We start from the raw sequence: 21,589 nt of genomic DNA, 5'->3' as shown, positions 1-21,589 counted from the left end.
GGTTGTCAGTGGCGGATGGCACCATCGAGGCATGGTGCAGGTCTGTCTCAACGGGGCCCGTGAGGCCGCCGACGGCTGGATGGTGCCGGTCTCGCCCGGGGCGTTGGCCGACGCCGCGGTGGAGGCTGTCACGGCGGGGGCCACGGACGTCCACCTTCATCCCAAGTCCCCTTGCGGACACGACACGTTGTCACCGCGCGTCCTCGCGGTGACGCTGGACGCGATACGGGCGCGGGTGTCCGTGCCGGTCGGCGTGACCACGGGCGCCTGGGCCGAGCCGGACCCGTCGGCACGGGTCGAGCGGGTGCGTGGGTGGACGGTGCTCCCCGACCACGCCTCGGTCAACTGGCACGAGCCGGGTGCCGAGGAGGTCGCGACGGCGTTGCTGGACCGGGGCGTCGGGGTGGAGGCGGGCATCTGGTCGGGGACGGACGGCGCGTCCCGGTTCGCCGCCTCACCGCTCCGCACGAAGGTCCTGCGGGTCCTGGCCGAGGTGACCGACCCGGACGCGGACACGGCCGAGGCGACCGCGCGTGCGCTGCTCGCCGACCTCGACTCCGGCCACGGCCGCCCGGTGCTGCTGCACGGCGAGGACGGCAGCGCCTGGCCGGTGCTCCGGCTCGCGGGGCGGCTGGGGCTCGCGACCCGCATCGGCCTGGAGGACACGCTGCTCCTGCCGGACGGTGAACGGGCCTTGTCCAACGCTCAGTTGGTGGCTGAGGGGCTGGTCCAGTACGGGCGGGCCCAGCGCTCGTCGTAGGGCAGGGCGAGGAGTTCGGCGCGGGTGGCCAGGTCGGGGTCGGCCGTGCGTCCGGAGGCGGGCGGCACCGGGGCCGGCCGGTCACGTGCGCAGGTCCGCCGCACCGGTGTCCTCGGTGTCGTCGTACCACCAGGTGAACGGGGAGGAGCCGGACAGCAGGTGGTAGAGCCAGTGGTCGGCGCAGTGGACGAAGTGGGCGTCGGCGACCGGGCCTTGGGCCCACCCGTCCAGGAAGGGGGTCACGCTCCTGGCGATGGTGGCGCAGGTCTCGAAGACGTCCTGGATGCCGTACGGCGACTCGGGCTTCGCGAGGGCGTTCTGCCACCAGGCGTGGAGGAAGGCCTCGATCGCGGCACCCTGGTCGGCCGGCCAGGAACGCCAGTCGGTCCGGCTCAGCCCGTGCGCGCCCCAGCCGATCCCGTCCAGGCCGCCCTCCGTCATCGCGCGCGCGGTCTGCGGCAGCAGGCGTCGCAGCACGGCGGCGTGGTCCTCGAAGTGCGCGGTGTCCTTGAACACGAACCTGCTCACCAGCTCGCCGGGCGCGCGAAACCGTTGAAGACGGTGTCGATGTCGGCGAGAGCGGCGGCGAGCGCGGATGAAGTCATGGGACCGCCGACGCTAGCAGTCACAAATCCCGTCGCTCCACCCCTTTCGGATCAGGACAGTTGGGGGCGATGAAACCCAACTGAGGAACCCGAGGAGTCCCGATGTCGACGCTGCGCGTCACCGCCGAAGTGCTGACCGTCCATGAACACCCGAACGCCGACGCCCTCGAACTGGCCCAGGTCGGCCTGTATCGAGCCGTTGTCGCCAAGGGCGCGTTCCGCACCGGTGAGACCGCCGTCTACATCCCCGAGCAGGCCGTGCTCCCGGCCGACCTGATCGAGGAGCTGGGGCTCACCGGGCGCCTCGCGGGGAGCAACGCGGACCGGGTCAGGGCGGTGCGGCTGCGCGGCGAGCTGTCGCAGGGCATCGTGTGCCGGCCGAAGGCCCTCGCGGACGTCGACCTGGCCCAAGCCGCCCTGGACGGCACCGACTTCGCGGAAGGGCTCGGCATCGTCAAGTGGGTGCCACCGATCCCGCCCACGATGGACGGCGATGTCGAGCACGCGCCCGATCTGCTGCCCTGGGTCGACATCGAGAACATCCAGCGGTTTCCCGGGATGTTCGAACCGGGCGAGGCTGTGGTCCTGACCGAGAAACTGCACGGCTCCGCCTGCCTGTTGACCTACTTCGCCGAGAAGGAGGGCACCGAGGAGAGCGGTCGCGTACAGGTCTCCTCGAAGGGCTTCGGGGCCAAGTCCCTTGCCCTGAAAGAGGATCCGCGCAATCTGTACTGGCGAGCCGTCCGCGGCCACGGCGTCCCCGAGGCCGCCGCCCGCCTCGCCGAGCGACTGGGCGCGCGCCGGGTCGGCGTCTTCGGCGAGGTGTACGGCGCGGGCGTGCAGGACCTGACGTACGGCGCCGACGGGCGGCGCGAGACGCTCGGGTACGCCGTGTTCGACGTGTCCGCCGAGATCGACGGAACCGTCCGGTGGCTGGACACGGCCGAACTGGCCCAACTCCTCGACGGGGAGCTGCCGTTGGTGCCCCGGCTGTACGAGGGGCCGTACGACATCGAGCGGGTGCTGGAGGTCGCGAGCGGGCGGGAGACCGTGTCCGGGAGCGGGCTGCATCTGCGTGAGGGGGTCGTGATCCGTCCAGTGGTGGAGCGGTACAGTGCGGTGACCGGTGGACGGGCGATCGCCAAGGCCGTCAGCCCGGCGTATCTGACCCGGAAGGGCGGCACCGAGTACGAGTGAGCGCCGTCCTCAGTCGCACCCCTCGGGTTCCGGTCCCCGGTCCCTAGGGGTGCGGGCTTTTCGGCGGTCGCCCGGTTCCGACATCAGGCGTGAACCCGCGCCCCGTTCGCCGACCACGTCGTCCGGGTTGGACAGGACGCAGGCCGACAGGGACAGGCAGCCGCAGCCGATGCAGTCGGTGAGGTGGTCGCGGAGGCGGTTGAGCTGCTTGATGCGCTCGTCGAGTTCGGAGCGCCAGGCCTCGGAGAGACGGGCCCAGTCCTCGCGGGTCGGGGTGCGCTCCTCGGGGAGTTCGGCGAGCGCCTCGCGGATGGTGGCCAGCGGGATGCCGACGCGCTGGGCGGCCCGCACGAAGGCGACCCGGCGCAGGGTGTCACGGGTGTACCGGCGCTGGTTGCCCGTGGTGCGGCTGCTGCTGATCAGGCCTTTGGCCTCGTAGAAGTGCAGGGCGGAGACGGCGGCTCCGCTGCGTGCGGCGAGTTGGCCGACCGTCAGCTCGTGGATCTTCTCGGGGATCTGAGGCACCTGTCAGAGCCTACCCATCGCGTCACACCCGTGGTCCGTTGACAGGGGCCCCGCATCCGACCATGCTAAGCAGTTGCTTAGGTATGTGATGGCAATCGCTGGATGACGTGAGAGGCCGGGACAGGACATGGCAGAGCCGAGGATCTTCACCTCCGTCGACGACCTGCGGGTGGCGGTCGGTGAGCAGTTGGGGCACACCGACTGGCTGGAGATCGACCAGAAGCGGATCGATCTGTTCGCGGACGCGACGGGCGACCACCAGTGGATCCACGTGGACCCGGAGAAGGCGGCGGCCGGCCCCTTCAAGACGACGATCGCGCACGGCTACCTCACCCTGTCGCTGCTCCCGCTCTTCGGGCCGCAGCTGATCAAGGTCGAGGGCGTGAAGATGGGCGTCAACTACGGGACGAACAAGGTCCGTTTCCCCGCCCCGGTACCGGTCGACTCCCGGCTGCGCGCCACCGCGAAGATCACCGGCGTCGACGACGTGCCGGGCGGCGTCCAGGTGACCGTCGCGTTCACCGTGGAGCGGGAGGGCGGCGACAAGCCGGTGTGCGTCGCCGAGTCGGTGTCCCGCTACTACCTCTGAGCGGACACCACTGAGCAGCGCCCGACACCCGTGCCACGGCGGCTACTTGGACCCCACCATCCGCAGCACGAGGTCGGCGTAGAGCGCGCCGACCTCGTCGGGCGTCCGGGGGCCGTCGAGGCTGAACCAGCGGGCCACGTCGATGCACAGCGACAGGATCGCGAGGGTCGTGCCCTTCACGTCCGGCACGTCGAAGGAGCCGTCCGCCACCCCGTCCTCGACGATCCCGCGCACCTCGGCGTCGACCTGCCGGCGCAGCGCGAGGATCTCGGCGCGGGCGTCCGGGCCGAGCGAGTCGAGTTCGTACTGCACGACCCGCGCGGTGGTGCGCCCGCCCGCGTGCCAGCGCACGAAGGAGCTCACCGCGTCGGCGAGCCGCTCGGCGGCGCTGCCCTCGCGCCCCGCCGCCGTACGCAGGATCTCCAGGGCCTTCTCGTGGCCGATCCTGCTGATGCGGTGGAGCAGCTCTTCCTTGGTCTTGTAGTGGATGTAGAGCGCGGCCGGGCTCATCCCGGCGCGGCCCGCGATGTCCCGGGTGGTCGTCGCGTGGTAGCCGCGCTCGGCGAAGGCCTCCACGGCGGCGATCAGCAGCCGCCGGGCCGCGTCGGGCGTGACCTCCGCCCAGGCCTGCGGGTCGCCCGCGGTGGTCTCCTCCGCCGTACTCATCGCTCGTGAACCCCTCTCGATACCTCTCGATGACAAGGGCTCCACCATACCGCCGAACCTGAGCGAGCGCTTAGTCTCCCCGCTCAGAGCTTTTCGAACGGGTTGTAGGTGGTGCGCGCAGCGTCCTGCCGGTCCCGGATCACCTTGGCGAGGGTGAAGGAGGAGGTGACCAGGTACAGGACGGCGATCGCGAGGAAGGCCCGTACCCAGGCGTCGGCGTGCAGCTTGAAGATGCCGATGGCGGTTGCCGCGATGGCGACGGAGAAGGAGGCGACGGCCTGGCCGTAGAAGGCGGCCGTGTTCTGCGGTTTGCCCGATGCTTCGCTCATGGGGCAAGCGTCGGCGACCACGGCCCGTGCGACATCCGCTCAGATACTCAACTCGCGTACTCAGAAAGCCGAAACGCCTGTCAGCGCCCGCCCGATGAGCAGTTTCTGGATCTGGCTGGTGCCCTCGTAGAGGGTCATCACGCGGGCGTCGCGCAGCAGCTTTCCGGCCGGGTACTCGTCGATGTAGCCGTAGCCGCCGAAGACCTGGAGCGCGTTGTTGGCGGCGCGGACGGCCGCCTCGGAGGCGAAGAGCTTGGCCTTGGAGGACTCGGTGGCGAAGGGGAGGCCGCGGTCTATGAGGTCGGCGACCCGCCAGGTCAGCAGGCGGGCCGCGTCCACGTCGACGGCGATGTCGCTGATCAGTTCCTGGACGAGCTGGTGCTGGGCGATGGACTTGCCGAACTGCTCGCGCTCACCGGCGTAGCGGACCGCCACGTCCAGCGCGGCCTGCGCGATGCCGACGCAGCCCGCCGCGACCGACATCCGGCCCTTCGCCAGCGCCGACATGGCGACCGAGAAGCCCTTGCCCTCGGGGCCGAGCATCGTCGAGGCGGGGACGCGGACGTCTTCGAGGGCGAGTTCGGCGGTGGCCTGGCCGCGCAGGCCGAGCTTGCCGTGGATGGTGCGGCGGGTGAGGCCCGGGGTGTCGGTCGGCACGAGGAAGGCGGAGACGCCCTTGTGGCCCGGGGCGTCGGTCGAACGCGCGAAGAGGAGTACGACGTCGGCCCAAGTCCCGTTCGTGATGAACATCTTGGTGCCGTTGATGACGTAGTCGTCGCCGTCGCGGACCGCGCGGGTGGTGAGGTTGCCGGCGTCCGAACCGGTGCCGGGTTCGGTGAGGCCGAAGCAGCCGACGTACTCGCCGGAGGTGAGCCCCGGCAGCCAGCGGAGCTTCTGCCCGTCACTCCCCCAGGCCGCGATCGACTTGGCCACGAGGCCCAGTGACACGGAGACGATCCCGCGCACGGAGGAGTCGCCGCGTCCGAGTTCCTCGGTGACCAGGCAGTACGCGAGATGGTCGCCGCCCGAGCCGCCGTACTCCTCGTCGATGGTCAGTCCCAGGAAGCCGACGCCGCCGAGCTTCTTGACGATCGAGCGGTCGACCTCCTCCGCGCGGTCCCAAGCGATCACGTGCGGGGCGATCTCGCGGTCCACGAAGTCCTTGGCGAGCCGCCGTACGGCCTCCTGCTCCTCGCTGAGCTCCAGGTTCATTGCGCGTCACCCCAAGTGGAAGGCCGTACATCGACTGCTGCACATTTAAATTAGCACTGCTAGTTTGACTCTCGCAGCCCTACTATGTGCGCCATGGCCCGACCGCGCAAGCCCCTCCTCAGCACCGACCGGATCGTCGAGACGGCGCGTGTGCTGGTGGACGCGGAGGGGTTGGCGGCGGTCTCCACGCGTCGGCTCGCCGCGGAGCTGGGGGTGAGTGGACCCTCGCTGTACAACCACTTCCGCACGAAGGACCAGATCCTGGAGGCGGTCGCCGACTCGGTCAGCGCGCAAGTCGATCTGTCGATGTTCGAGGACGGGCGGGACTGGCGTACGGCGCTGCATGACTGGGCCGTGTCGTATCGGTCCGCGCTGCGTGACCATCCGAACATCGTGCCTGTGCTTGCCACCGGGCCTGGGCGGCGGCCGGCGGGGTTGCGGCTTGCGGACGCGGTGTATGGGGCGATGGTCGACGCGGGGTGGCCGCCGGCGCAGGCCACGTCCATCGGGGCGTTGATGCGGTACTTCATCATGGGGTCTGCGCTGGGGTCGTTCGCTGGGGGGTTTGTGGACGACCAGAGTGCGTACGATCCTGCCGACTATCCCCATCTTGGGCAGGCGCATCTTCTTGCCGAGCAGCAGGAGAAGGTGGATGAGCGGGCGTTCGAGGTGGGGCTTGCCGCGTTGCTGGATGGGCTGGCCGGGCAGTTCGAGGAGATGCGACGTGCCGGTTAGGTTCCAGAGCCCGCCGGCAAGCCTCACAGGCAATAAATCCGACCCCATAGGCATCGCATGCTCACTCCGACGACCGCGTCCCCTTCCCTCGACGACCGCGTCCGATTTCCGCCAGCGGTGCGGTCCTGTCGCCGCCTACTCTCGGACGCATGACCGCATCCCCTCGCCGTACCGAACGGGCAGCCGCCGCGGCCGCTGTCGTCACCGTCGTGCTGTGGGCCTCCGCCTTCGTGTCCATCCGGAGCGCGGGGTCCGCCTACTCGCCGGGCGCGCTGGCGCTGGGGCGGCTGGCGAGCGGGGCGCTGGCGCTGGGCGTGCTGTCTCTCGTACGGCGGGAAGGGGTGCCGCCTCGGTCCGCCTGGCGGGGGATCGCGATCTCGGGCGTGCTCTGGTTCGGGTTCTACATGGTCGTCCTGAACTGGGGCGAGCAGCAGGTCGACGCCGGTACCGCCGCCCTCGTCGTGAACATCGGGCCGATCCTCATCGCCCTGCTCGGCTCGCGGCTGCTCGGTGACGCGATGCCGCCGCGGCTGCTCGCGGGGATGGCGGTGTCGTTCGCGGGTGCGGTGACCGTGGGTCTTTCGATGTCGGGCGACGGCGGTTCGTCCGTGCTCGGTGTGGTGCTGTGTCTGCTCGCGGCGGTCGCGTACGCCGGTGGGGTCGTCGCCCAGAAGCCGGCCCTGGCGAGGGCGAGCGCCCTCCAGGTGACGACGTTCGGGTGTCTCGTCGGGGCGGTGATGTGCCTGCCGTTCGCCGGGCAACTCGTCCATCAGGCGGCCGACGCGCCTGTCTCCGCCACCCTCAACATGGTCTACCTGGGCGTCTTCCCGACCGCCCTCGCCTTCACCACCTGGGCGTACGCCCTCGCCCGTACGACCGCCAGCAAGATGGGCGCGACCACGTACGCGGTGCCCGCACTGGTCGTCCTGATGTCGTGGCTGGCGCTGGGCGAGGTACCGGGGTTGCTCACGCTGGGGGGTGGCGTGCTGTGTCTGGCGGGCGTGGCGGTGTCGCGGTCCCGGGCGCGGACGGCAGTACAGGAGGCGGGCGCGAGCGCCCATGCCGGTGCGGGGGCGACTCCGGTGGTCGGGGCCGAGCCGCCGGCCGAGGACGCGCCCGTCAGCAAGTGACCGGCGCCCGCTGAAGCACCCGCCAACCAGGGCCTGCCGGGAAAGTGGATCAAGGTCGTGGGTGGGCGTCCGCCACGAAGCGACGGTGCTCGTCGCGGCCATCAACGAGTAGCCGCGATCGGCACCCTCGCGACACTCCCAAGTACCGCTGCCGCACAACCACGCGTGAGCCTGAGGCCTCCTCGCCGCGGGCACAGCCTGGATGGAGGGGCGTGCCCGTTCACAGGGCGGAGTCGAGAACGGCCGGCCCGGCGTACTGCGAGCCGGCCGGGAACAGGTCACGCAACTGCGGGCGGTCGCTGTGCAGATCGCACAGTTCCACGATCGTTCCGGACGGCCCGGCATTGAGCAACGGTCGGTGGCCGACGGTCGCGTAAGGGCCGAGCCCCAGGGCCGTCAGTCGCGCGCTCTCCTGGGCCGTGCCCTCGACCCAGTAGCCGATGTGGTGAACGCCCCCGCCCGGCGGAGCCGCCAGCGGAGTGCCCGGGATCGCCTCCCACAGCTCGACGGCGAACGGGCCGCCCTGCGAAAAGGTCACGTGGCACTCGACCTCGTGGTCGGCGCCCCGCGCGTCGGTCAGCGTCAGCCGGCGCACCCGGGTGGGACGCCAGGAGAGCCCGAACACGTCGGTGAACTCCTCCTTTCCCTTCGTGAGGTCATCGACCGCCACTCCGATATGCCAAATCCTCTGACTCATGTCTGCGCTCCTATGCCTCGGTGGGCGGTGTGTCCTCACGCTAGCCCATAAGTGGGCACTGTGCCCACTTAGCTGGTAGCGTCGAACCATGACGACCGACAACTGGGTGATGCGAGCCGACGCGACACGGAACGTGAACGCCCTCCTCGCCGCCGCGAAGGAGGTCTTCCGGGACCTGGGAGCGGACGCCCCGCTCGATGAGATCCCCAGAAGGGCGGGGGTGGGCCGGGCCACGATGCATCGCCGCTTCCCCACGCGGGAACACCTGTTCGCGGCGATTCTCCGCACGCAGGTGGCCACCCTCGTCGAGGCCGCCGAGGCTCGAACGGAGGCCGCGGACCCTTGGGAGGCGATGCTGGAGTGGATCCGCGCCTACGAGGAGATCGGCGCCGAGTACCGCGGGATGAGCGCGCGCCTCAGCAGCGCACTGCTTGAGGACGGATCGCCCGTGGAGGAACTGTGCGCGCCGATGAGGGCCGCATTCGACGTGCTGTTCCGCCGGGCCCAGGAACACGCGCGAGTGCGCCACGACATCTCCTCCACCGATGTGCTCGCCATCGTCTCCGCGCTGCCGCGCGACCCGGACACGGGCCGAGCCAGGACGGCGCACCTCGCCGTGGTCCTGGACGGACTCCGGACCCGCTGAGGCGGCCCCGCCCAGCGGAGAACAGGACCACGGCCGCTCTTGCAGCGGCCAGCAGAACCCGAGGACAACGAAAAGGAAAACAAGACCATGGACATCTCCATCGTCGGAAGCGGAAGCATCGGCGGCACGCTGGCACGCCAACTGGCCCACCGCGGCCACACGGTGACGATCGCGAACTCCCGCGGGCCCGCGTCCCTCGCACAACTCGCGGACGAGACCGGCGCCACAGCGGCCGAGACGACCGAGGCCATCACTCGTGCCCGAGTGCTGATCATCAGCGTTCCGATGGGTGCGCTGCCAGAACTGGGCCGCACCATCGACAAGCATCTGCCGGCCGACGCCATCGTCGTCGACACCAGCAACTACGTACCCGGACTGCGGGACGAGCACATCGCCGCGATCGACGAGGGGCTCACGGAGAGTCTCTGGGTCGAGCGACAGCTGCGGCGGCCGATCATCAAGGCGTTCAACACCATCGGAGCCGCCAGCCTCGCCTCCGGCGGCCGGCCGCACGGGGACTCCCGGCGGATCGCCGCTCCGGTCTCCGGTGCCGACGCGACCGCCAAGCAGACCGTCATCGCCCTGCTGGACGAGCTCGGCTTCGACGGATTCGACGCCGGGGATCTCGGCCACTCCTGGCGGCAGGAGCCGGGCACCGCGGTCTACACGACGGACCTCCCGCTCGATCAGGCGCGCAAGGCCGTCGACGCGGCCGTGCGCAGCGACACCGCGGCCTGGCGAGAACGCATGGCCGCGCTGCGGCAGTAGTCCCGAACTGAGCTCCGGTGCCCACCCGCAAGTGACCGGCGCCCGAGCCGCCCTCGGCAAACAACCGGTCAGAAAATGACCAGCGCCCGGCCGCCCTTCCCCGCCACCATGTTCTCGAACGCCGCCGGAATCCCCTCCAGCGCGATCCGTTCCGTCACCAGCGCTCCCAGGTCCAGGCGTCCGGCGCGGACGTGTTCGGCGAGTACCGGGACGTCCTTCGCCGGGTCGGAGTTGCCGTAGACGCAGCCGCTCAACGTCCGGCCCCAGTGGAAGAGTTCGAGGGCGTTGAAGGTGACCTGCTGGTCCTTGCCGCCGATGCCGACGACCGTGGTGCGGCCGCCGCGGCGGGTGGACTCCCAGGCGGTGCGGATGGTGACCGCCCGGCCGACGCATTCGACGGCGACGTCTACGCCCTGTTTTCCGGTGAGGGCGCGGATCTCCCTGGCCGTGTTCTCGGAAGCGACCACGTAGTCCGTCGCTCCGGCCGCGCGGGCCAACTCCTCCTTCTCCGGGGAGACATCGACGGCGACGATCGTCGTGGCGCCCGCGATCCGGGCCGACTGGAGGGTCGACAGTCCTACTCCTCCGACGCCGAAGACCGCGACGGTCTCGCCCTCCCTTACCCGCGCCGAGTGGTGGATCGCGCCGTAGCCGGTGAGGACGGCGCAGCCGAGGAGGGCCGCGTCCGTCAGCGGGATTCCGTCCGGGAGCGGCAGGACACAGGACGCCGATACGACCGTCTCCTCGGCGAACGCGGCCACGTTCAGGCCGGGGTGGAGGTCGCTGCCGTCGGAGGCGCGGTGGGCGTAGACGTCGGCGGCGCCGTTGAGGGCGTTGGCGCAGAGCCAGACCTCGCCGAGGGTGCAGGCGTGGCAAGTGCCGCAGGACGGGGCCCAGTTGAGGATGACCGGGGCGCCGGGTGAGACGTGGGTGACTCCCTCCCCTACGGCTACGACCGTGCCCGCGCCCTCGTGGCCCAGGACCGCCGGGACCGGGACACGCATCGTGCCGTTGGAGAGGGACAGGTCGGAGTGGCAGACCCCGGCGGCTGCGAGGCGGATGCGGACCTGGCCGGGGCCGGGGTCCGGGAGGTCGATCTCGGCGATCTCCAACGGAGCGCCCACGGCGGGCAGTACGGCGGCGCGGACCATGTGAGGCCTCCTGAGGGGTCTAGAACTGAAGGGACTTGGTCTGGAGGTACTCGGACAGGCCGTGCGCGCCGAGTTCCCGGCCGACACCCGACTGCTTGTAACCCCCGAACGGGGCACGGGGGTTGAACCGTCCGCCGTTGATGTCCACCTGTCCGGTCTCCAACCGCCGTGCGAACGCGACCGCTTCGGCTTCGTCACCGGCCCACACCGCGCCCGCGAGGCCGTAGACCGTGCCGTTGGCGATGCGGACGGCGTCGTCCTCGTCGTCGTAGCGGAGGATGGAGAGGACCGGGCCGAAGATCTCCTCCTGCGCGATCGTCATGTCGGGGGTGACGTCGGCGAAGACTGTCGGGCTGATGAAGTAGCCCTGGTCGGAAGGGGATTCGGGGCCGCCGACCACCAGTCGCGCGCCCTCCGCGACACCCTTCTCGATGTAACTCCGTACCCTCGCCCGCTGTTTGGCGTTCACGACCGGGCCGATGCGGGCGCCGTACTTCGCGGCGGCTGTCGCGGCCAGTTCCACCGCCTCGTCGTACTGGTCGCGGTGGACGAGCATGCGGGTCCAAGCGCTGCACGTCTGGCCGGAGTTGGACATCACGTTGGCAACGCCGACGTTGACGGCCTTGGCGAGGTCGGCGCTCGGGAGGATGACGTTGGCGGACTTGCCGCCCAGTTCGAGGGCGACCTTCTTCACCGCGGCACCAGCCGTCGCGCCGATCTGGCGGCCCACCGCCGTCGAGCCGGTGAAGGAGACCAGGTCGACGCCCGGGTGCTCGGCGAGGGCCTGGCCGGCTACCGGACCCAGGCCTGTCACGAGGTTGAAGACGCCCGCCGGGATGCCCGCCTCGTCGACCGCCTCGGCGAACAACTGGGCGGTGAGCGGGGTGTCTTCGGCCGGCTTGAGCACCACCGTGCAGCCCGCCGCGAGGGCGGGGGCGACCTTGGCGACGATCTGGTGGAGGGGGTAGTTCCAGGGGGTGATCGCGCCGACCACGCCGATGGGTTCCTGGTAGACCGTCGAGTTGCCGACCTTCTCCTCGAAGGCGTGGGCCGCGGCGAGTTCGGCGTAGGAGCCCGCGACCGCGATCGGCACGGCCGCGTGGACGGCCTGCGAGAAGGCGAGCGGGGAGCCCAGTTCGGCGGTGACCGTCTCGGCGATCTCGTCCTTGCGGGCCGCCAACACGTCCCGCAGGGACGCGAGTCGGGCGGCTCGTTCGGCGGGCGGGGTCGCGGCCCAGCCCGGGAGCGCGGCACGGGCGGCGCGTACGGCGGTGTCGACGTCCGCGGCGGTACCGGCCGGGACGCGGTCGATCACCTGCTCGTCGACCGGGTTCACCACGTCGATGGTGTCCCCGCTCGCGGCGGGGCGCCAGGCGCCGTCGATGTACATGCCGTCGTGTGCCTTCATCGTGCTGCCTCCCGAGCGTGACTACGTCGTCCGCCCCACAAACTAGCGATGTTAGTTTTCCGGCGCCAGAGACCCCGGGTCACAGACGCGCGGAGACCGCGGAAGCCGGGGCGCGGGCAGCTCAGAAATCGGCCCGCGTCCGGTCGTCGACCCGGGCCACCGCCTCCTGCCCGAAGGCCTTCTCGTAGGCCCGCCGGACCTCCTCGATCTTCCGGTCGTTCGCACCGGCCGCCGTCACCGGATACAGCAGGATCAGCTCGTACGACCGCTCCTTCTCGATCTTCCCGTTGGCGTCCCGCCACTGCCCGCGCCCGTTCTGCACGGTCAGCCCGTCCGGGAAGTCGGGCGTGACCTCCTGGTCGACGAAGGCCATGAACTGCCGATCGGTGACGGCCGGTCCGCCGTCCGGCCGCTCGGTGCCGAAGAAGAGCTGCGTCTCGACGTACGGCGTTCCGCGCGTCGGCGCGGGGGCGGTCTCCGTGTCCAGGCCGGCGTAGGCGGTGGGGGCCGCGGCCGCCAGGAGGAGGCCGGCGGTCGCGAGGGCTGCCCGGTTTCGGGTGAAGTGCAGGGTCATGCACCTATCCGTACCGGGCGTCACTCCTCCAGGTCGGGCAGCCGCGCCGGGGCCGGGGAGATCCGTTCGCCGTGCTGGTCGAAGACGAACAGGTGGGCGATGTCGACGAGCAGCGGGACGTGCATGCCGTGCCGGAGTTCGATGTCGGGGGTGGTGCGGACGACGAGGTCGCCGGGGAGGCGGCCCTCCGGCGGTACGGGATCGGATTCCGGGGCCGCCGAGGGGTCCAGCACCACCACCGGTCCCGCGCGCAGTGCGCCCGCGCGTTCCCGCAGCCGGTCCAGGACACCGCCCTCGCGTCGGCGGCGGCGGACCGGGCGGGCGGTGCGCGGGGCCTCCAACTCCGGTACGACGGCGGGCCGGGAGCCGGTGTTGAAGTGGACGAGGACCTCGTGGCCCTGGAACTCCACGTGCTCGACCAGGCCGCTGATCGCCACCTCGCCGGGGCGGGCGGCGGCGGGCTTGGCGATGCGTACGGCCTCGGAACGCAGGCCGACGATGACCTCGCGGCCCTGCTGCACGCGGAGCAACTGATGGTCCAGGCACAGGGGTTCGGGCAGCCGCAGGTACTGCTTGCCGAGGCTGATGGTCATCGCGCCGTCCAACGGAGCCCGGACCAGGCCGCGCAGAAGGTTGATGCGCGGAGTGCCGATGAAGGCGGCGACGAAGACGTTGCGGGGCAGCGCGTACACCGAGCGCGGGGTGCCGACCTGCTGGAGGACCCCGCCGCGCAGGACGGCGACCCGGTCGCCGAGCGACATGGCCTCGGCCTGGTCGTGGGTGACGTAGACCGTGGTGACGCCCAACTTGCGGGTGAGGGAGGAGATTTCGGCGCGGAGGTGGTTGCGGAGTTTGGCGTCGAGGTTGGAGAGGGGCTCGTCCATGAGGAACGCGGAGGGGTGGCGGGCGATGGCCCGGCCCATGGCGACGCGCTGGCGTTCGCCGCCGGAGAGCTGGCTGGGGAAGCGCTCCAGGAGGTCCTCGATACCGAGCATGCGGGCGGTGGCGTCGACGCGGGCGCGCGGGTCCTCGCCGGGGGTCTCGATGCGCAGCGGGAAGCCGATGTTGTCGCGGCTGGTCATGCTCGGGTAGAGGGCGAAGTTCTGGAACACCATCGCCATGTCCCGTTCCGAGGGGGCGAGTTCGTTGGCGTACTCGCCGTCCAGTCTTAACTCGCCCTCGTCTATCTGCTCCAGTCCGGCGATCATCCTCAGCACGGTCGACTTGCCGCACCCGGACGGCCCGAGCAGGACGAGGAACTCCCCCGGCGCGATGTCCAGCGACAGCCGGTCCACCACGCGGACGCCTCGCGTGTAGGCCTTGCTCACGTCGTGCAGGGAGATGGCGCGTGTCATGACGAGTGCCCCCGGGGGCTCACTTGGGCGACGGTGCTCCGCGGTCCGGTCACCTCGTACGGGTCGTACGAGGCTTGTGAGTCACGGAAGCTAACGGAATGTGCGCACCCGGGGGAAGAGACCGGACGGGATCGGGCGTGTCGGTCCGGGTGGTGAGAAAACGGACGGTCATCTTCAGCCGGTTCGGGCGCGCTCACGGGTCGCGAGGAGGTGGGCGAAGACGACGGTGTTGCCCGCGTAGCCGGTCCTGCGGTCGTAACTGCCGCCGCAGGTGATCAGGCGCAACTCCGGGCGCCCGCGGGCGCCGTAGACCTCCCGGTCGGGGAAGTGCGCCTTCTCGTACGTCCGTACCGCGTCGACCGTGTAGACGGCGGTCCGTCCGTCGGCGCGCCGGACCTCGATCCGGTGGTCGGGCTTGAGTTCGCCGAGGCCGGCGAAGACGGCGGGGCCGGTCATGGTGTCGAGGTGGCCGACGGCGACGGCGGTGCCCTGCTCGCCCGGGGAGGGCCCGTCGGCGTACCAGCCCACCCGCTTCGGGTCGTCGTCGGGCGGCGCGGACATCCGGTGCCCGCGGTCGAGCCGGAGGGGCATGACCGGGGCGTCGACGTCGAGGTAGGGGATGGCGAGGGTGATCGCGCGGGAGTGCGGGAGGGGGCGGGGTGGGGATGCGGTTCGGACGGGGCGGGCGACGGGATGTGACGGGCGGCTCGGGCGGGCCGTCGGCCGTGCCGGGGGCGCCGGTCGGCCGCCGCGCGCGTCCGTGCGGAGGTCCGTGGCCGGCGGAGTCGCCCGGGACGGGCCGGAGGCGTCCGCGCCCCCGGCGCACCGGGCGCCGCCGACCATCATGACGACGGCCAGCACGAGGGTCCGCGCGAGCCGAAAGGCGCGCGTCCGGTACCAGGGCCGGCCGTACCGCACCACGCCGAGGGCGGTGCGGCCGGACGCCCCCCGGAAGGTTCGGTCACCGGGCCGCCGACCGTCCCCGGCCGGTCGCGGCCCGTGGCGCGGGCGCATGGTGTCAGCGCCCCGCGCCCGTGCGGGGCGCGGGGCAGAGCCGGAGTTCATCGCATCCGCTCAGGACGCACCGTGGGGACGGCGACGCAGCCGGAACCAGACCGCCCCGCCGACCGCGGTCAGGCCCACCGCCGCGGCGCCCGCGAGCGGAGACAGGGCCGCGTCCCGGGCCAGCCCGCCGCCACCGGCGGGCGGACCGCCGTTGGGGCCGCCCGTGCCGCCGCCGGTACCGCCGGTGCTGCCGCCGGGCGGCGGCGACGGGCAGTCGACCTTGAAGACCTTGTGCTTGCCCGCGCCGTTCTCGCCGGTGAACGTCCAGGTCAGCTTGTACATGCCGTTCGGCAGCTGCGCGATGGGCATGGTGTGGCCGGAGCCGTCGTTGTTCGGAATCGTGAGGGAGCCGGAACGGGTCGCGCCGCCCGGAATCGACGGCTGGGTCTCGATGGACCAGGTGACCAGCAGGTCCCTTTTGAAGTTGAACGCGTCGAGGTAGAAGTCGCAGACCTTCGGCTGGTTGCTCTGGTTGTCGAAGGGCGTGCCCACCTCGTGGATCTTGACGTCTCCGTTGTCAGCGGCGACGGCGACGGGCGCGCCGGAGACGACGGTTGCCGCTGCGGCGAGAACCGTCCAGGCGGCGGCTCGACGGGGCAGGAATGAGGTCGGCATGAACAGCCCTCCGAATCAGGGGATTATCGTACGAATCACTCGTTAACCTGATTCCCTTTCACGTTCGGCCCGCCGAACGCGTGCGCAGCGCCGCACGCGCCGTCAGATATCGCTAGATATCGCTCTTCCGGCCCAAGGACGGCTCGGCCCGCCGCGTCCTGCGGGGTGCCGTCCGCCCCTGTGACGATCGGCCCGGTGAGCGCAGTGCGACCCCCGCCGACACCACCAGCAGCGCGCCAAGCATCACGAACGGCGCGGCCACACCCGCGACTCCGGCGACGAGACCCGCGCCGGCGAGTGCGGCGACCTGGCCGAGGCGGTTTCCGGTGAGCCGTAGGGCCAGGGCGGTGGAGCGGGCGCCGTCGGGGGCGGCCTGGACGACTGTCGTCATGGAGAGGGGCTGGCCGACTCCGAGGCAGAAGCCCAGGATCGCGAGCATCAGACCGACGGCCCAGACCGGGAGCGGGAGGGCGATGCCCGCGCACAGAACGCCCGCCAGCAAGCAGGTCGCGGTCAACAGGGCTGCCCTGCCGAGGCGTTGGAGCAGCGGGGTCAGGACCAGTCGGCACGCGATGGTGGCCGCCGCGCGGATGCTGAGCAGGACGCCGATCACGGAGGGCGCGATGCCCCGGTGTTCGCCGACCACCGGAAGGTAGGCGGTGAGGATGTCGGTCGCGGAGAGCACGGAGAGGCTGATGAAGATGCCCGCGGGTACGCCCCGGGCGCCGAGGATGCTGCGCATGGGCACGCGGTCGCCTTGTTCTGTACGGGACTTGACGGCCGTACGGTCCTCGATGCGCCACAAGGACGTGAACGAGACGGCGGCGCCCCCGCCCGCGACGAGCAGGGCGAGCGCGCTGGTGCCTGCCATGTCGGAGCCGCCGATCAGGGCGCCCGCGGCGATGGGGCCGATGAGCTGGCCGAGGGAGGCGCCGATGGTGAAGTGGCCGAAGTTGCGGTCCTGTTCGTGCGGGGCGGACTGGCGGGCGACCAGCGACTGGGCGCCGATCACGAAGCAGAGGTGGCCCAGGCCCATCACACCGCTCCACATCGCCATCGCCCAGAGGGAGTTGGCGAGACCGCTGAGCGCGCAGCCGCCGGAGATGAGAACCACGCCGACGGGCAGCAGGGGTGCGCAGCGGCCGTGGTCGGTGCGGCGGCCGAGCGGTACGGCGGCGAACAGCGGGAGCAGCGCGTACACGCCCGCGATGACGCCGATCGCCCGCTCGTCGGCGCCGAGCGCGAGGGCCCGGTAGGAGACGGCGGGGCGGGCCATCGACACCGCCCCCTGAGTGAAGCTGAAGGCGATGACGAGGCGGAGCAGCCAGCCGCGGTTCCTGCCGGGCGCCATGGTGAAGTCCCTTGCCACGTGGGTCAGATGATGCCGAACAGGATTCCTGCCCCGAGGACGACGAGCGATGTCAGGGCCGCCCACTTGACGACGAACCTGGTGTGGTCGCCGAACTCGACCTTGGCCATGCCGACCAGGACGTACACGGCGGGCACCAACGGGCTGGACATGTGCAGGGGTTGACCGACGAGGGAGGCGCGGGCGATCTCCAGGGTCGAGACGCCGTGGGCGTTTCCGGCCTCGGCGAGCACCGGGACGATGCCGAAGTAGAAGCCGTCGTTCGACATGAAGTACGTGAGCGGGATGCTGAGCACGCCGGTGACGAAGGCCATGTGCGGGCCCATGCCGTCGGGGATGTTGCCGACCAGCCAGGTCGCCATGTGGTCGACCATGCCGGTGCCCTGGAGGACGCCGGTGAAGACGGCGGCGGCGAAGACCATGCCGGAGACGTTGAGGACGTTCTCCGCGTGGGCGCCGAGGCGGGCCTTCTGGTCGGGCATGTGGGGGAAGTTGACCGTCAGGGCGAGGGCGGCGCCGAGCAGGAAGAGGACCGGGATCGGCAGCCACTCCATGATCATGGCGGTGAGCAGGATGACCGTGAGGAGCGCGTTGAACCAGTAGAGCTTGGGGCGCAGGGTCGCGCGGTTGGGGTCGAGGCCCTGGAAACCGTCGCCCTCGTCGGGGAGTTCGGCGTCCGCGTCCGTGCCGGAGCTCGAACCGCCGGTGGCCTTGGGGTCGTTGCCGACGCCCGAACCGCCGGCGCCCTTCTCGGCACCCTTGCCCGTGCCGGCGCCCACGAGGACCGTCTCCGACTCGGCCGGCTCCTCGACGAGCACCTCGTCCAGCGTGAGCACTCCGAGCCGCTTGCGCTCGCGGCGGCCGAGGACGTACGAGAGGACGAGGACCGCCAGCATGCCCACGGCGAGCGCCGGGATCATCGGGACGAAGATGTCGCTGGCGCTGACCTTGAGGGCGGTCGCGGCACGGGCGGTCGGGCCGCCCCAAGGGAGCGTGTTCATCACGCCGTTGGCCATCGCGGCGACGCCGGTCATCACGACTAGGCTCATCTTCAGGCGCTTGTACAGCGGGTACATCGCCGAGACCGTGATCATGAAGGTGGTCGAGCCGTCGCCGTCCAGGGAGACGATCGCGGCGAGGACCGCCGTACCGACCACGATGCGCAGCGGATCCGCCTTGCAGAACTTGAGGATCCCTCGCACGATCGGGTCGAAGAGACCCACGTCGATCATCACGCCGAAGTAGACGATCGCGAACATGAGCATCGCCGCGGTGGGCGCGAGGCTGGTGACGCCGTCGATGACGTAGTCGCCGAGCTTGGCGCCCTTTCCGACGAAGACGCAGAACAGCGCGGGTATCAGCACGAGCGCCGCGATCGGCGACATCTTCTTCAGCATGATCAGGACCAGGAAGGTCGCGATCATGGTGAAGCCGAGAATGGTCAGCATGAGTGGAACACCTAACGTTCGCCTTTGAACCCCACCAGGGACGGCGGTCCGACGACGTTAGGTCGCGCAAAGCCGCGTTAACAAGATGTTGACGCGCGAGCAATAAGCGCAAAACTCCAGGTCACAGCCGTGCGGTGAGTGCGGCGACCTCCACGGGCACTCCGTTGAGCACCGCGTTGCCCGACAGCGGGTCGAGCTGACTGCCGTCGAGCAGCTGGTTCACGTTGACGCCCGGATCGGTGGCCGCGTGGCTGAGCCGGGTGCCTGGACGGTCGTGGCCCCAGCCGTGCGGAAGGCTCACGACGCCCCGCCGCAGCCCGTCCGTGATCTCGGCGGGCGCGGTCACCTCTCCCCCGGCCCCCTTCACCCGGACCGACACCCCATCGACGACGCCCAGCCGCTCCGCGTCGTCGGGATGGATCTGCAGGGTGCAGCGGTTGGTGCCGCCGGTGAGGGCGGGCACGTTGTGCATCCAGCTGTTGTTGGACCGCAGATGCCGGCGGCCGACGAGCACGAGCCCGTCGACGCGGTCGGTCATCGCCTGCCGGAGCCGGGGGAGGTCGTCGACGATCGGCTGCGGCAGCAGTTCGACCTTCCCGCTGCGGGTCTTGAGCGGTTGCGGCAGGCGGGAGGCAAGCGGGCCGAGGTCGATGCCGTGCGGGTGCGCGAGGAGTTTCTCCAGCGACAGCCCGTCGGGTCGTACGCCGAAGCCGTCGCCGTAGGGGCCGAGGCGCAGCATCATGTCCAGCCGTCGCTCGGGGCCGGTGTCGCCGGTGAGTTGGGCGGCCACCTCGCGGGAATCGCGGCCGTGGACAGGCGAGTTGGGATCCTTGACAGCCTTGCCGAGGGTCTGGTCGATGACCATCGCATCGACGGCGGCGGGGTCGGTGCCGTGCATGCCGGTCGCGGCGAGGATCAGCCGGGCCAGGATCTCGGTCTCGGCCATCCGGCCGGGCTCCAGCGGGATCGCCGGGCGGGTGTAGCGGACCTGGTTGTGGACGGCGAGGGTGTTGAACGCGAAGTCGTGGTGCGGGCTTTGGGACGGCGGAGGTGGCGGCAGTACTACGTCGGCGTGGCGCGCGGTCTCGTTGAGGTACGGATCGACACTGACCATGAAGTCGAGTGAGTCGAGGGCCTTGTCAAGGCGGGCGCCGTCCGGTGCGGAGAGCACGGGGTTGGCGGCGACGGCGATCAGCGCGCGGATCGGTTCGCCCTCGGCGGTCGCGGTGTCGATCTCCTCGGCGAGCGCGGACAGCGGCAACTCGCCCTTGGCCTCCGGGTATTGGCTCACCCGCGAGTGCCAGCGCCCGAGCGCGAAGCCGCGGCCGGGTCCGGCGGGCCCGGGTGTCCGGTCAGTCGCGGCCTGCGGGAAGAGGGCACCGCCGGGCCGGTCGAGGTTACCGGTGAGGACGTTGAGGACGTCGACGAGCCAGCTGGCCAGGGTGCCGTGCGGGACGGTGCAGCTACCGATACGGCCGTAGACGGCGGCAGTTGGAGCGGCGGCGAGTTCGCGGGCGAGGAGGCGGATGTCGTCGGCGTCCACGTCGCAGGCGCCGGCCACGGCTTCCGGGGTGAAGTCCTGTACCGCGGCGCGGAGTTCATCGACCCCTTCCACATGCGGAGCCAACGCCCCCATCTCCACGAGGCGTTCGTCGAAGAGGACGTAGGTCATCGCCGCGAGCAGCAGGGCGTCGCCGCCGGGGCGGACCGCGATGTGGCGGTCGGCGAGTTCGGCGGTGCGGGTGCGGCGCGGGTCGATGACGGTGAGGGTGCCGCCGCGGGCCTTGAGCGCCTTGAGCTTGCCGGGGAAGTCGGGTGCGGTGCACAGACTCCCGTTGGACTCAAGGGGGTTGGCGCCGATGAGGAGCAGATGGTCGGTGTGGTCGAGGTCCGGGACCGGGATCGCGTTGGCGTCGCCGTAGAGCAGACCGCAGGAGACGTGTTTGGGCATCTGGTCGACCGTGGAGGCGGTGAAGACGCTGCGGGTGGCGAGGGCGCCGAGCAGGACCTGCGGGTAGAGGGCGCCGGCCATCGTGTGCACGTTGGGGTTGCCGAGGACGACACCGACGGCGTGCGGGCCGTACCGCTCGACGACCGGGCGTAGGCCTGCGGCGACCGCGTCGAACGCCTCCTCCCAGGTGGCCTCGCGCAGCTCGCCGTCCCGGCGCACGAGCGGGGTGCGCAGCCGGTCGGGGTCACTGTCGACGGCGCCGAAGGAGGCGCCCTTGGGGCAGATGAACCCCCGGCTGAACACGTCGTCGCGATCGCCTCGGGCGCCGGTCACCCGGCTGCCCTCGATGGTGAGCGTCAGCCCGCAGGTGGCTTCGCACAGGGGGCAGATACGCGGGGCGGTGCGGGACACGGGGCCTCCCAGGGCTTCGTTGCCTCTTGGCGGCGAGCATACCGATCGGTATGGGAGGTGGCGAGGGGGTGACGGGGGTGAGGTCGGAAACCTGCGGGGGTGGGGTGGGTGGAGGGGTGCTTGGCCGGGCGGCGGGCGGTGCTTGACCGGGCGGGCGGTGCTTGACCGGGGGCGGGTCGATGCTTGGCCGGGGGGTGGAGGGGTGCTTGGCGGGGCGGCGGGCGGATGCTTGGCGGTAGGGGCGGGCGTTCAGCTGTGAGGCGGGCGAGCCTTCCGGCGTCCGGCCAGAGGCCGATCCGGCTGCCCGCGTCCGGCCCGGGATCGTCCGGCACCCGCTGCGGGGCAGGCACGCGGCCCGAGGCCCGCCCGGTCGCCGCCGAGAA

The 21,589-nt window shown here is 71.1% G+C and carries 22 protein-coding genes; 7 read left to right on the top strand and 15 right to left on the bottom strand.

What is annotated here, in order from left to right; translation table 11 throughout:
• Nucleotides 1-31: 31 nt before the first annotated feature.
• Complete coding sequence (locus ACGFY9_RS33045; protein WP_393760259.1) at nucleotides 32-760, top strand: 3-keto-5-aminohexanoate cleavage protein; 729 nt, start codon at nucleotides 32-34, stop codon at nucleotides 758-760.
• An 81-nt stretch (nucleotides 761-841) separates the two neighbouring features.
• Here ACGFY9_RS33045 and ACGFY9_RS33040 read toward each other — a convergent pair whose 3' ends face one another.
• On the bottom strand, nucleotides 842-1,288 hold the full coding sequence (locus tag ACGFY9_RS33040) for a hypothetical protein (protein ID WP_393760257.1): 447 nt from the start codon (nucleotides 1,286-1,288) through the stop codon (nucleotides 842-844).
• Between the two features lie 179 nt (nucleotides 1,289-1,467).
• On the opposite strand from ACGFY9_RS33040, the gene ACGFY9_RS33035 reads away from it, so the two are divergent.
• On the top strand, nucleotides 1,468-2,562 hold the full coding sequence (locus tag ACGFY9_RS33035; RefSeq protein ID WP_393760255.1) for an RNA ligase (ATP): 1,095 nt from the start codon (nucleotides 1,468-1,470) through the stop codon (nucleotides 2,560-2,562).
• Nucleotides 2,563-2,571: 9 nt separating this feature from the next.
• Here ACGFY9_RS33035 and soxR read toward each other — a convergent pair whose 3' ends face one another.
• Nucleotides 2,572-3,087, bottom strand: coding sequence for a redox-sensitive transcriptional activator SoxR (gene soxR, locus ACGFY9_RS33030; protein ID WP_393760253.1), 516 nt, complete (start codon nucleotides 3,085-3,087; stop codon nucleotides 2,572-2,574).
• Between the two features lie 127 nt (nucleotides 3,088-3,214).
• Between soxR and ACGFY9_RS33025 the strand changes: the two genes are divergently transcribed.
• On the top strand, nucleotides 3,215-3,676 hold the full coding sequence (locus tag ACGFY9_RS33025; RefSeq protein WP_393760251.1) for a MaoC family dehydratase: 462 nt from the start codon (nucleotides 3,215-3,217) through the stop codon (nucleotides 3,674-3,676).
• 42 nt (nucleotides 3,677-3,718) lie between these two features.
• Here the strand turns inward: ACGFY9_RS33025 and ACGFY9_RS33020 are convergent, their stop codons facing one another.
• The 3 genes from ACGFY9_RS33020 to ACGFY9_RS33010 form a co-directional block, all read right to left on the bottom strand.
• Entirely contained in the window at nucleotides 3,719-4,342 is a 624-nt protein-coding gene (locus ACGFY9_RS33020; protein ID WP_019059192.1) for a TetR/AcrR family transcriptional regulator, read from the bottom strand.
• A gap of 83 nt (nucleotides 4,343-4,425) precedes the next feature.
• Nucleotides 4,426-4,671: a YiaA/YiaB family inner membrane protein gene (locus ACGFY9_RS33015; RefSeq protein ID WP_019059193.1), complete on the bottom strand. Its 246-nt coding sequence runs from the start codon at nucleotides 4,669-4,671 to the stop codon at nucleotides 4,426-4,428.
• Between the two features lie 60 nt (nucleotides 4,672-4,731).
• Nucleotides 4,732-5,883 (bottom strand): acyl-CoA dehydrogenase family protein, encoded by a 1,152-nt coding sequence (locus ACGFY9_RS33010; protein ID WP_393760248.1) that lies wholly within the window; start codon nucleotides 5,881-5,883, stop codon nucleotides 4,732-4,734.
• Between the two features lie 93 nt (nucleotides 5,884-5,976).
• Between ACGFY9_RS33010 and ACGFY9_RS33005 the strand changes: the two genes are divergently transcribed.
• Entirely contained in the window at nucleotides 5,977-6,618 is a 642-nt protein-coding gene (locus ACGFY9_RS33005; protein ID WP_393760246.1) for a TetR/AcrR family transcriptional regulator, read from the top strand.
• Between the two features lie 149 nt (nucleotides 6,619-6,767).
• A complete protein-coding gene (locus ACGFY9_RS33000) occupies nucleotides 6,768-7,748 on the top strand; it encodes a DMT family transporter (protein ID WP_393760244.1) in 981 nt (326 codons plus the stop codon).
• A 220-nt stretch (nucleotides 7,749-7,968) separates the two neighbouring features.
• On the opposite strand, the gene ACGFY9_RS32995 is transcribed toward ACGFY9_RS33000, so the two are convergent.
• Entirely contained in the window at nucleotides 7,969-8,445 is a 477-nt protein-coding gene (locus ACGFY9_RS32995; protein ID WP_393760242.1) for a VOC family protein, read from the bottom strand.
• 88 nt (nucleotides 8,446-8,533) lie between these two features.
• On the opposite strand from ACGFY9_RS32995, the gene ACGFY9_RS32990 reads away from it, so the two are divergent.
• A complete protein-coding gene (locus tag ACGFY9_RS32990; RefSeq protein ID WP_393760240.1) occupies nucleotides 8,534-9,091 on the top strand; it encodes a TetR/AcrR family transcriptional regulator in 558 nt (185 codons plus the stop codon).
• Between the two features lie 39 nt (nucleotides 9,092-9,130).
• A complete protein-coding gene (locus ACGFY9_RS32985; RefSeq protein ID WP_393760239.1) occupies nucleotides 9,131-9,859 on the top strand; it encodes an NADPH-dependent F420 reductase in 729 nt (242 codons plus the stop codon).
• Nucleotides 9,860-9,927: 68 nt separating this feature from the next.
• Here ACGFY9_RS32985 and ACGFY9_RS32980 read toward each other — a convergent pair whose 3' ends face one another.
• The 9 genes from ACGFY9_RS32980 to ACGFY9_RS32940 form a co-directional block, all read right to left on the bottom strand.
• Nucleotides 9,928-11,010: a Zn-dependent alcohol dehydrogenase gene (locus ACGFY9_RS32980; RefSeq protein WP_393760237.1), complete on the bottom strand. Its 1,083-nt coding sequence runs from the start codon at nucleotides 11,008-11,010 to the stop codon at nucleotides 9,928-9,930.
• 19 nt (nucleotides 11,011-11,029) lie between these two features.
• Nucleotides 11,030-12,418, bottom strand: coding sequence for an aldehyde dehydrogenase family protein (locus ACGFY9_RS32975; protein WP_393760235.1), 1,389 nt, complete (start codon nucleotides 12,416-12,418; stop codon nucleotides 11,030-11,032).
• A 121-nt stretch (nucleotides 12,419-12,539) separates the two neighbouring features.
• Nucleotides 12,540-12,992, bottom strand: coding sequence for a DUF3574 domain-containing protein (locus ACGFY9_RS32970; protein ID WP_393760233.1), 453 nt, complete (start codon nucleotides 12,990-12,992; stop codon nucleotides 12,540-12,542).
• 20 nt (nucleotides 12,993-13,012) lie between these two features.
• Entirely contained in the window at nucleotides 13,013-14,347 is a 1,335-nt protein-coding gene (locus ACGFY9_RS32965) for an ABC transporter ATP-binding protein (protein WP_393760231.1), read from the bottom strand.
• Between the two features lie 174 nt (nucleotides 14,348-14,521).
• Entirely contained in the window at nucleotides 14,522-15,361 is an 840-nt protein-coding gene (locus ACGFY9_RS32960; protein WP_393760229.1) for a class F sortase, read from the bottom strand.
• Nucleotides 15,362-15,421: 60 nt separating this feature from the next.
• Nucleotides 15,422-16,027 (bottom strand): hypothetical protein, encoded by a 606-nt coding sequence (locus ACGFY9_RS32955; protein ID WP_393760227.1) that lies wholly within the window; start codon nucleotides 16,025-16,027, stop codon nucleotides 15,422-15,424.
• Nucleotides 16,028-16,139: 112 nt separating this feature from the next.
• Nucleotides 16,140-17,378, bottom strand: a complete 1,239-nt coding sequence (locus tag ACGFY9_RS32950; protein WP_393760225.1) for an MFS transporter — start codon at nucleotides 17,376-17,378, stop codon at nucleotides 16,140-16,142.
• 23 nt (nucleotides 17,379-17,401) lie between these two features.
• Complete coding sequence (locus ACGFY9_RS32945; RefSeq protein WP_393760223.1) at nucleotides 17,402-18,844, bottom strand: CitMHS family transporter; 1,443 nt, start codon at nucleotides 18,842-18,844, stop codon at nucleotides 17,402-17,404.
• A 121-nt stretch (nucleotides 18,845-18,965) separates the two neighbouring features.
• On the bottom strand, nucleotides 18,966-21,206 hold the full coding sequence (locus tag ACGFY9_RS32940) for a molybdopterin oxidoreductase family protein (protein ID WP_393760221.1): 2,241 nt from the start codon (nucleotides 21,204-21,206) through the stop codon (nucleotides 18,966-18,968).
• Nucleotides 21,207-21,589 lie beyond the last annotated feature (383 nt).

Source organism: Streptomyces sp. NPDC048504, from assembly GCF_043200035.1.
Taxonomy (GTDB): domain Bacteria; phylum Actinomycetota; class Actinomycetes; order Streptomycetales; family Streptomycetaceae; genus Streptomyces.
This window is presented reverse-complemented; position numbering and strand designations above follow the sequence as displayed.

Coding starts and splice junctions, on each gene's coding strand:
- ACGFY9_RS33045 (WP_393760259.1), top strand. CDS start 32: ATGGTGCAGGTCTGTCTCAACGGGGCCCGTGAGGCCGCCGACGGCTGG.
- ACGFY9_RS33035 (WP_393760255.1), top strand. CDS start 1,468: ATGTCGACGCTGCGCGTCACCGCCGAAGTGCTGACCGTCCATGAACAC.
- ACGFY9_RS33025 (WP_393760251.1), top strand. CDS start 3,215: ATGGCAGAGCCGAGGATCTTCACCTCCGTCGACGACCTGCGGGTGGCG.
- ACGFY9_RS33020 (WP_019059192.1), bottom strand. CDS start 4,342: ATGAGTACGGCGGAGGAGACCACCGCGGGCGACCCGCAGGCCTGGGCG.
- ACGFY9_RS33015 (WP_019059193.1), bottom strand. CDS start 4,671: ATGAGCGAAGCATCGGGCAAACCGCAGAACACGGCCGCCTTCTACGGC.
- ACGFY9_RS33010 (WP_393760248.1), bottom strand. CDS start 5,883: ATGAACCTGGAGCTCAGCGAGGAGCAGGAGGCCGTACGGCGGCTCGCC.
- ACGFY9_RS33005 (WP_393760246.1), top strand. CDS start 5,977: ATGGCCCGACCGCGCAAGCCCCTCCTCAGCACCGACCGGATCGTCGAG.
- ACGFY9_RS33000 (WP_393760244.1), top strand. CDS start 6,768: ATGACCGCATCCCCTCGCCGTACCGAACGGGCAGCCGCCGCGGCCGCT.
- ACGFY9_RS32995 (WP_393760242.1), bottom strand. CDS start 8,445: ATGAGTCAGAGGATTTGGCATATCGGAGTGGCGGTCGATGACCTCACG.
- ACGFY9_RS32990 (WP_393760240.1), top strand. CDS start 8,534: ATGACGACCGACAACTGGGTGATGCGAGCCGACGCGACACGGAACGTG.
- ACGFY9_RS32980 (WP_393760237.1), bottom strand. CDS start 11,010: ATGGTCCGCGCCGCCGTACTGCCCGCCGTGGGCGCTCCGTTGGAGATC.
- ACGFY9_RS32975 (WP_393760235.1), bottom strand. CDS start 12,418: ATGAAGGCACACGACGGCATGTACATCGACGGCGCCTGGCGCCCCGCC.
- ACGFY9_RS32970 (WP_393760233.1), bottom strand. CDS start 12,992: ATGACCCTGCACTTCACCCGAAACCGGGCAGCCCTCGCGACCGCCGGC.
- ACGFY9_RS32965 (WP_393760231.1), bottom strand. CDS start 14,347: ATGACACGCGCCATCTCCCTGCACGACGTGAGCAAGGCCTACACGCGA.
- ACGFY9_RS32960 (WP_393760229.1), bottom strand. CDS start 15,361: ATGCGCCCGCGCCACGGGCCGCGACCGGCCGGGGACGGTCGGCGGCCC.
- ACGFY9_RS32955 (WP_393760227.1), bottom strand. CDS start 16,027: ATGCCGACCTCATTCCTGCCCCGTCGAGCCGCCGCCTGGACGGTTCTC.
- ACGFY9_RS32950 (WP_393760225.1), bottom strand. CDS start 17,378: ATGGCGCCCGGCAGGAACCGCGGCTGGCTGCTCCGCCTCGTCATCGCC.
- ACGFY9_RS32945 (WP_393760223.1), bottom strand. CDS start 18,844: ATGCTGACCATTCTCGGCTTCACCATGATCGCGACCTTCCTGGTCCTG.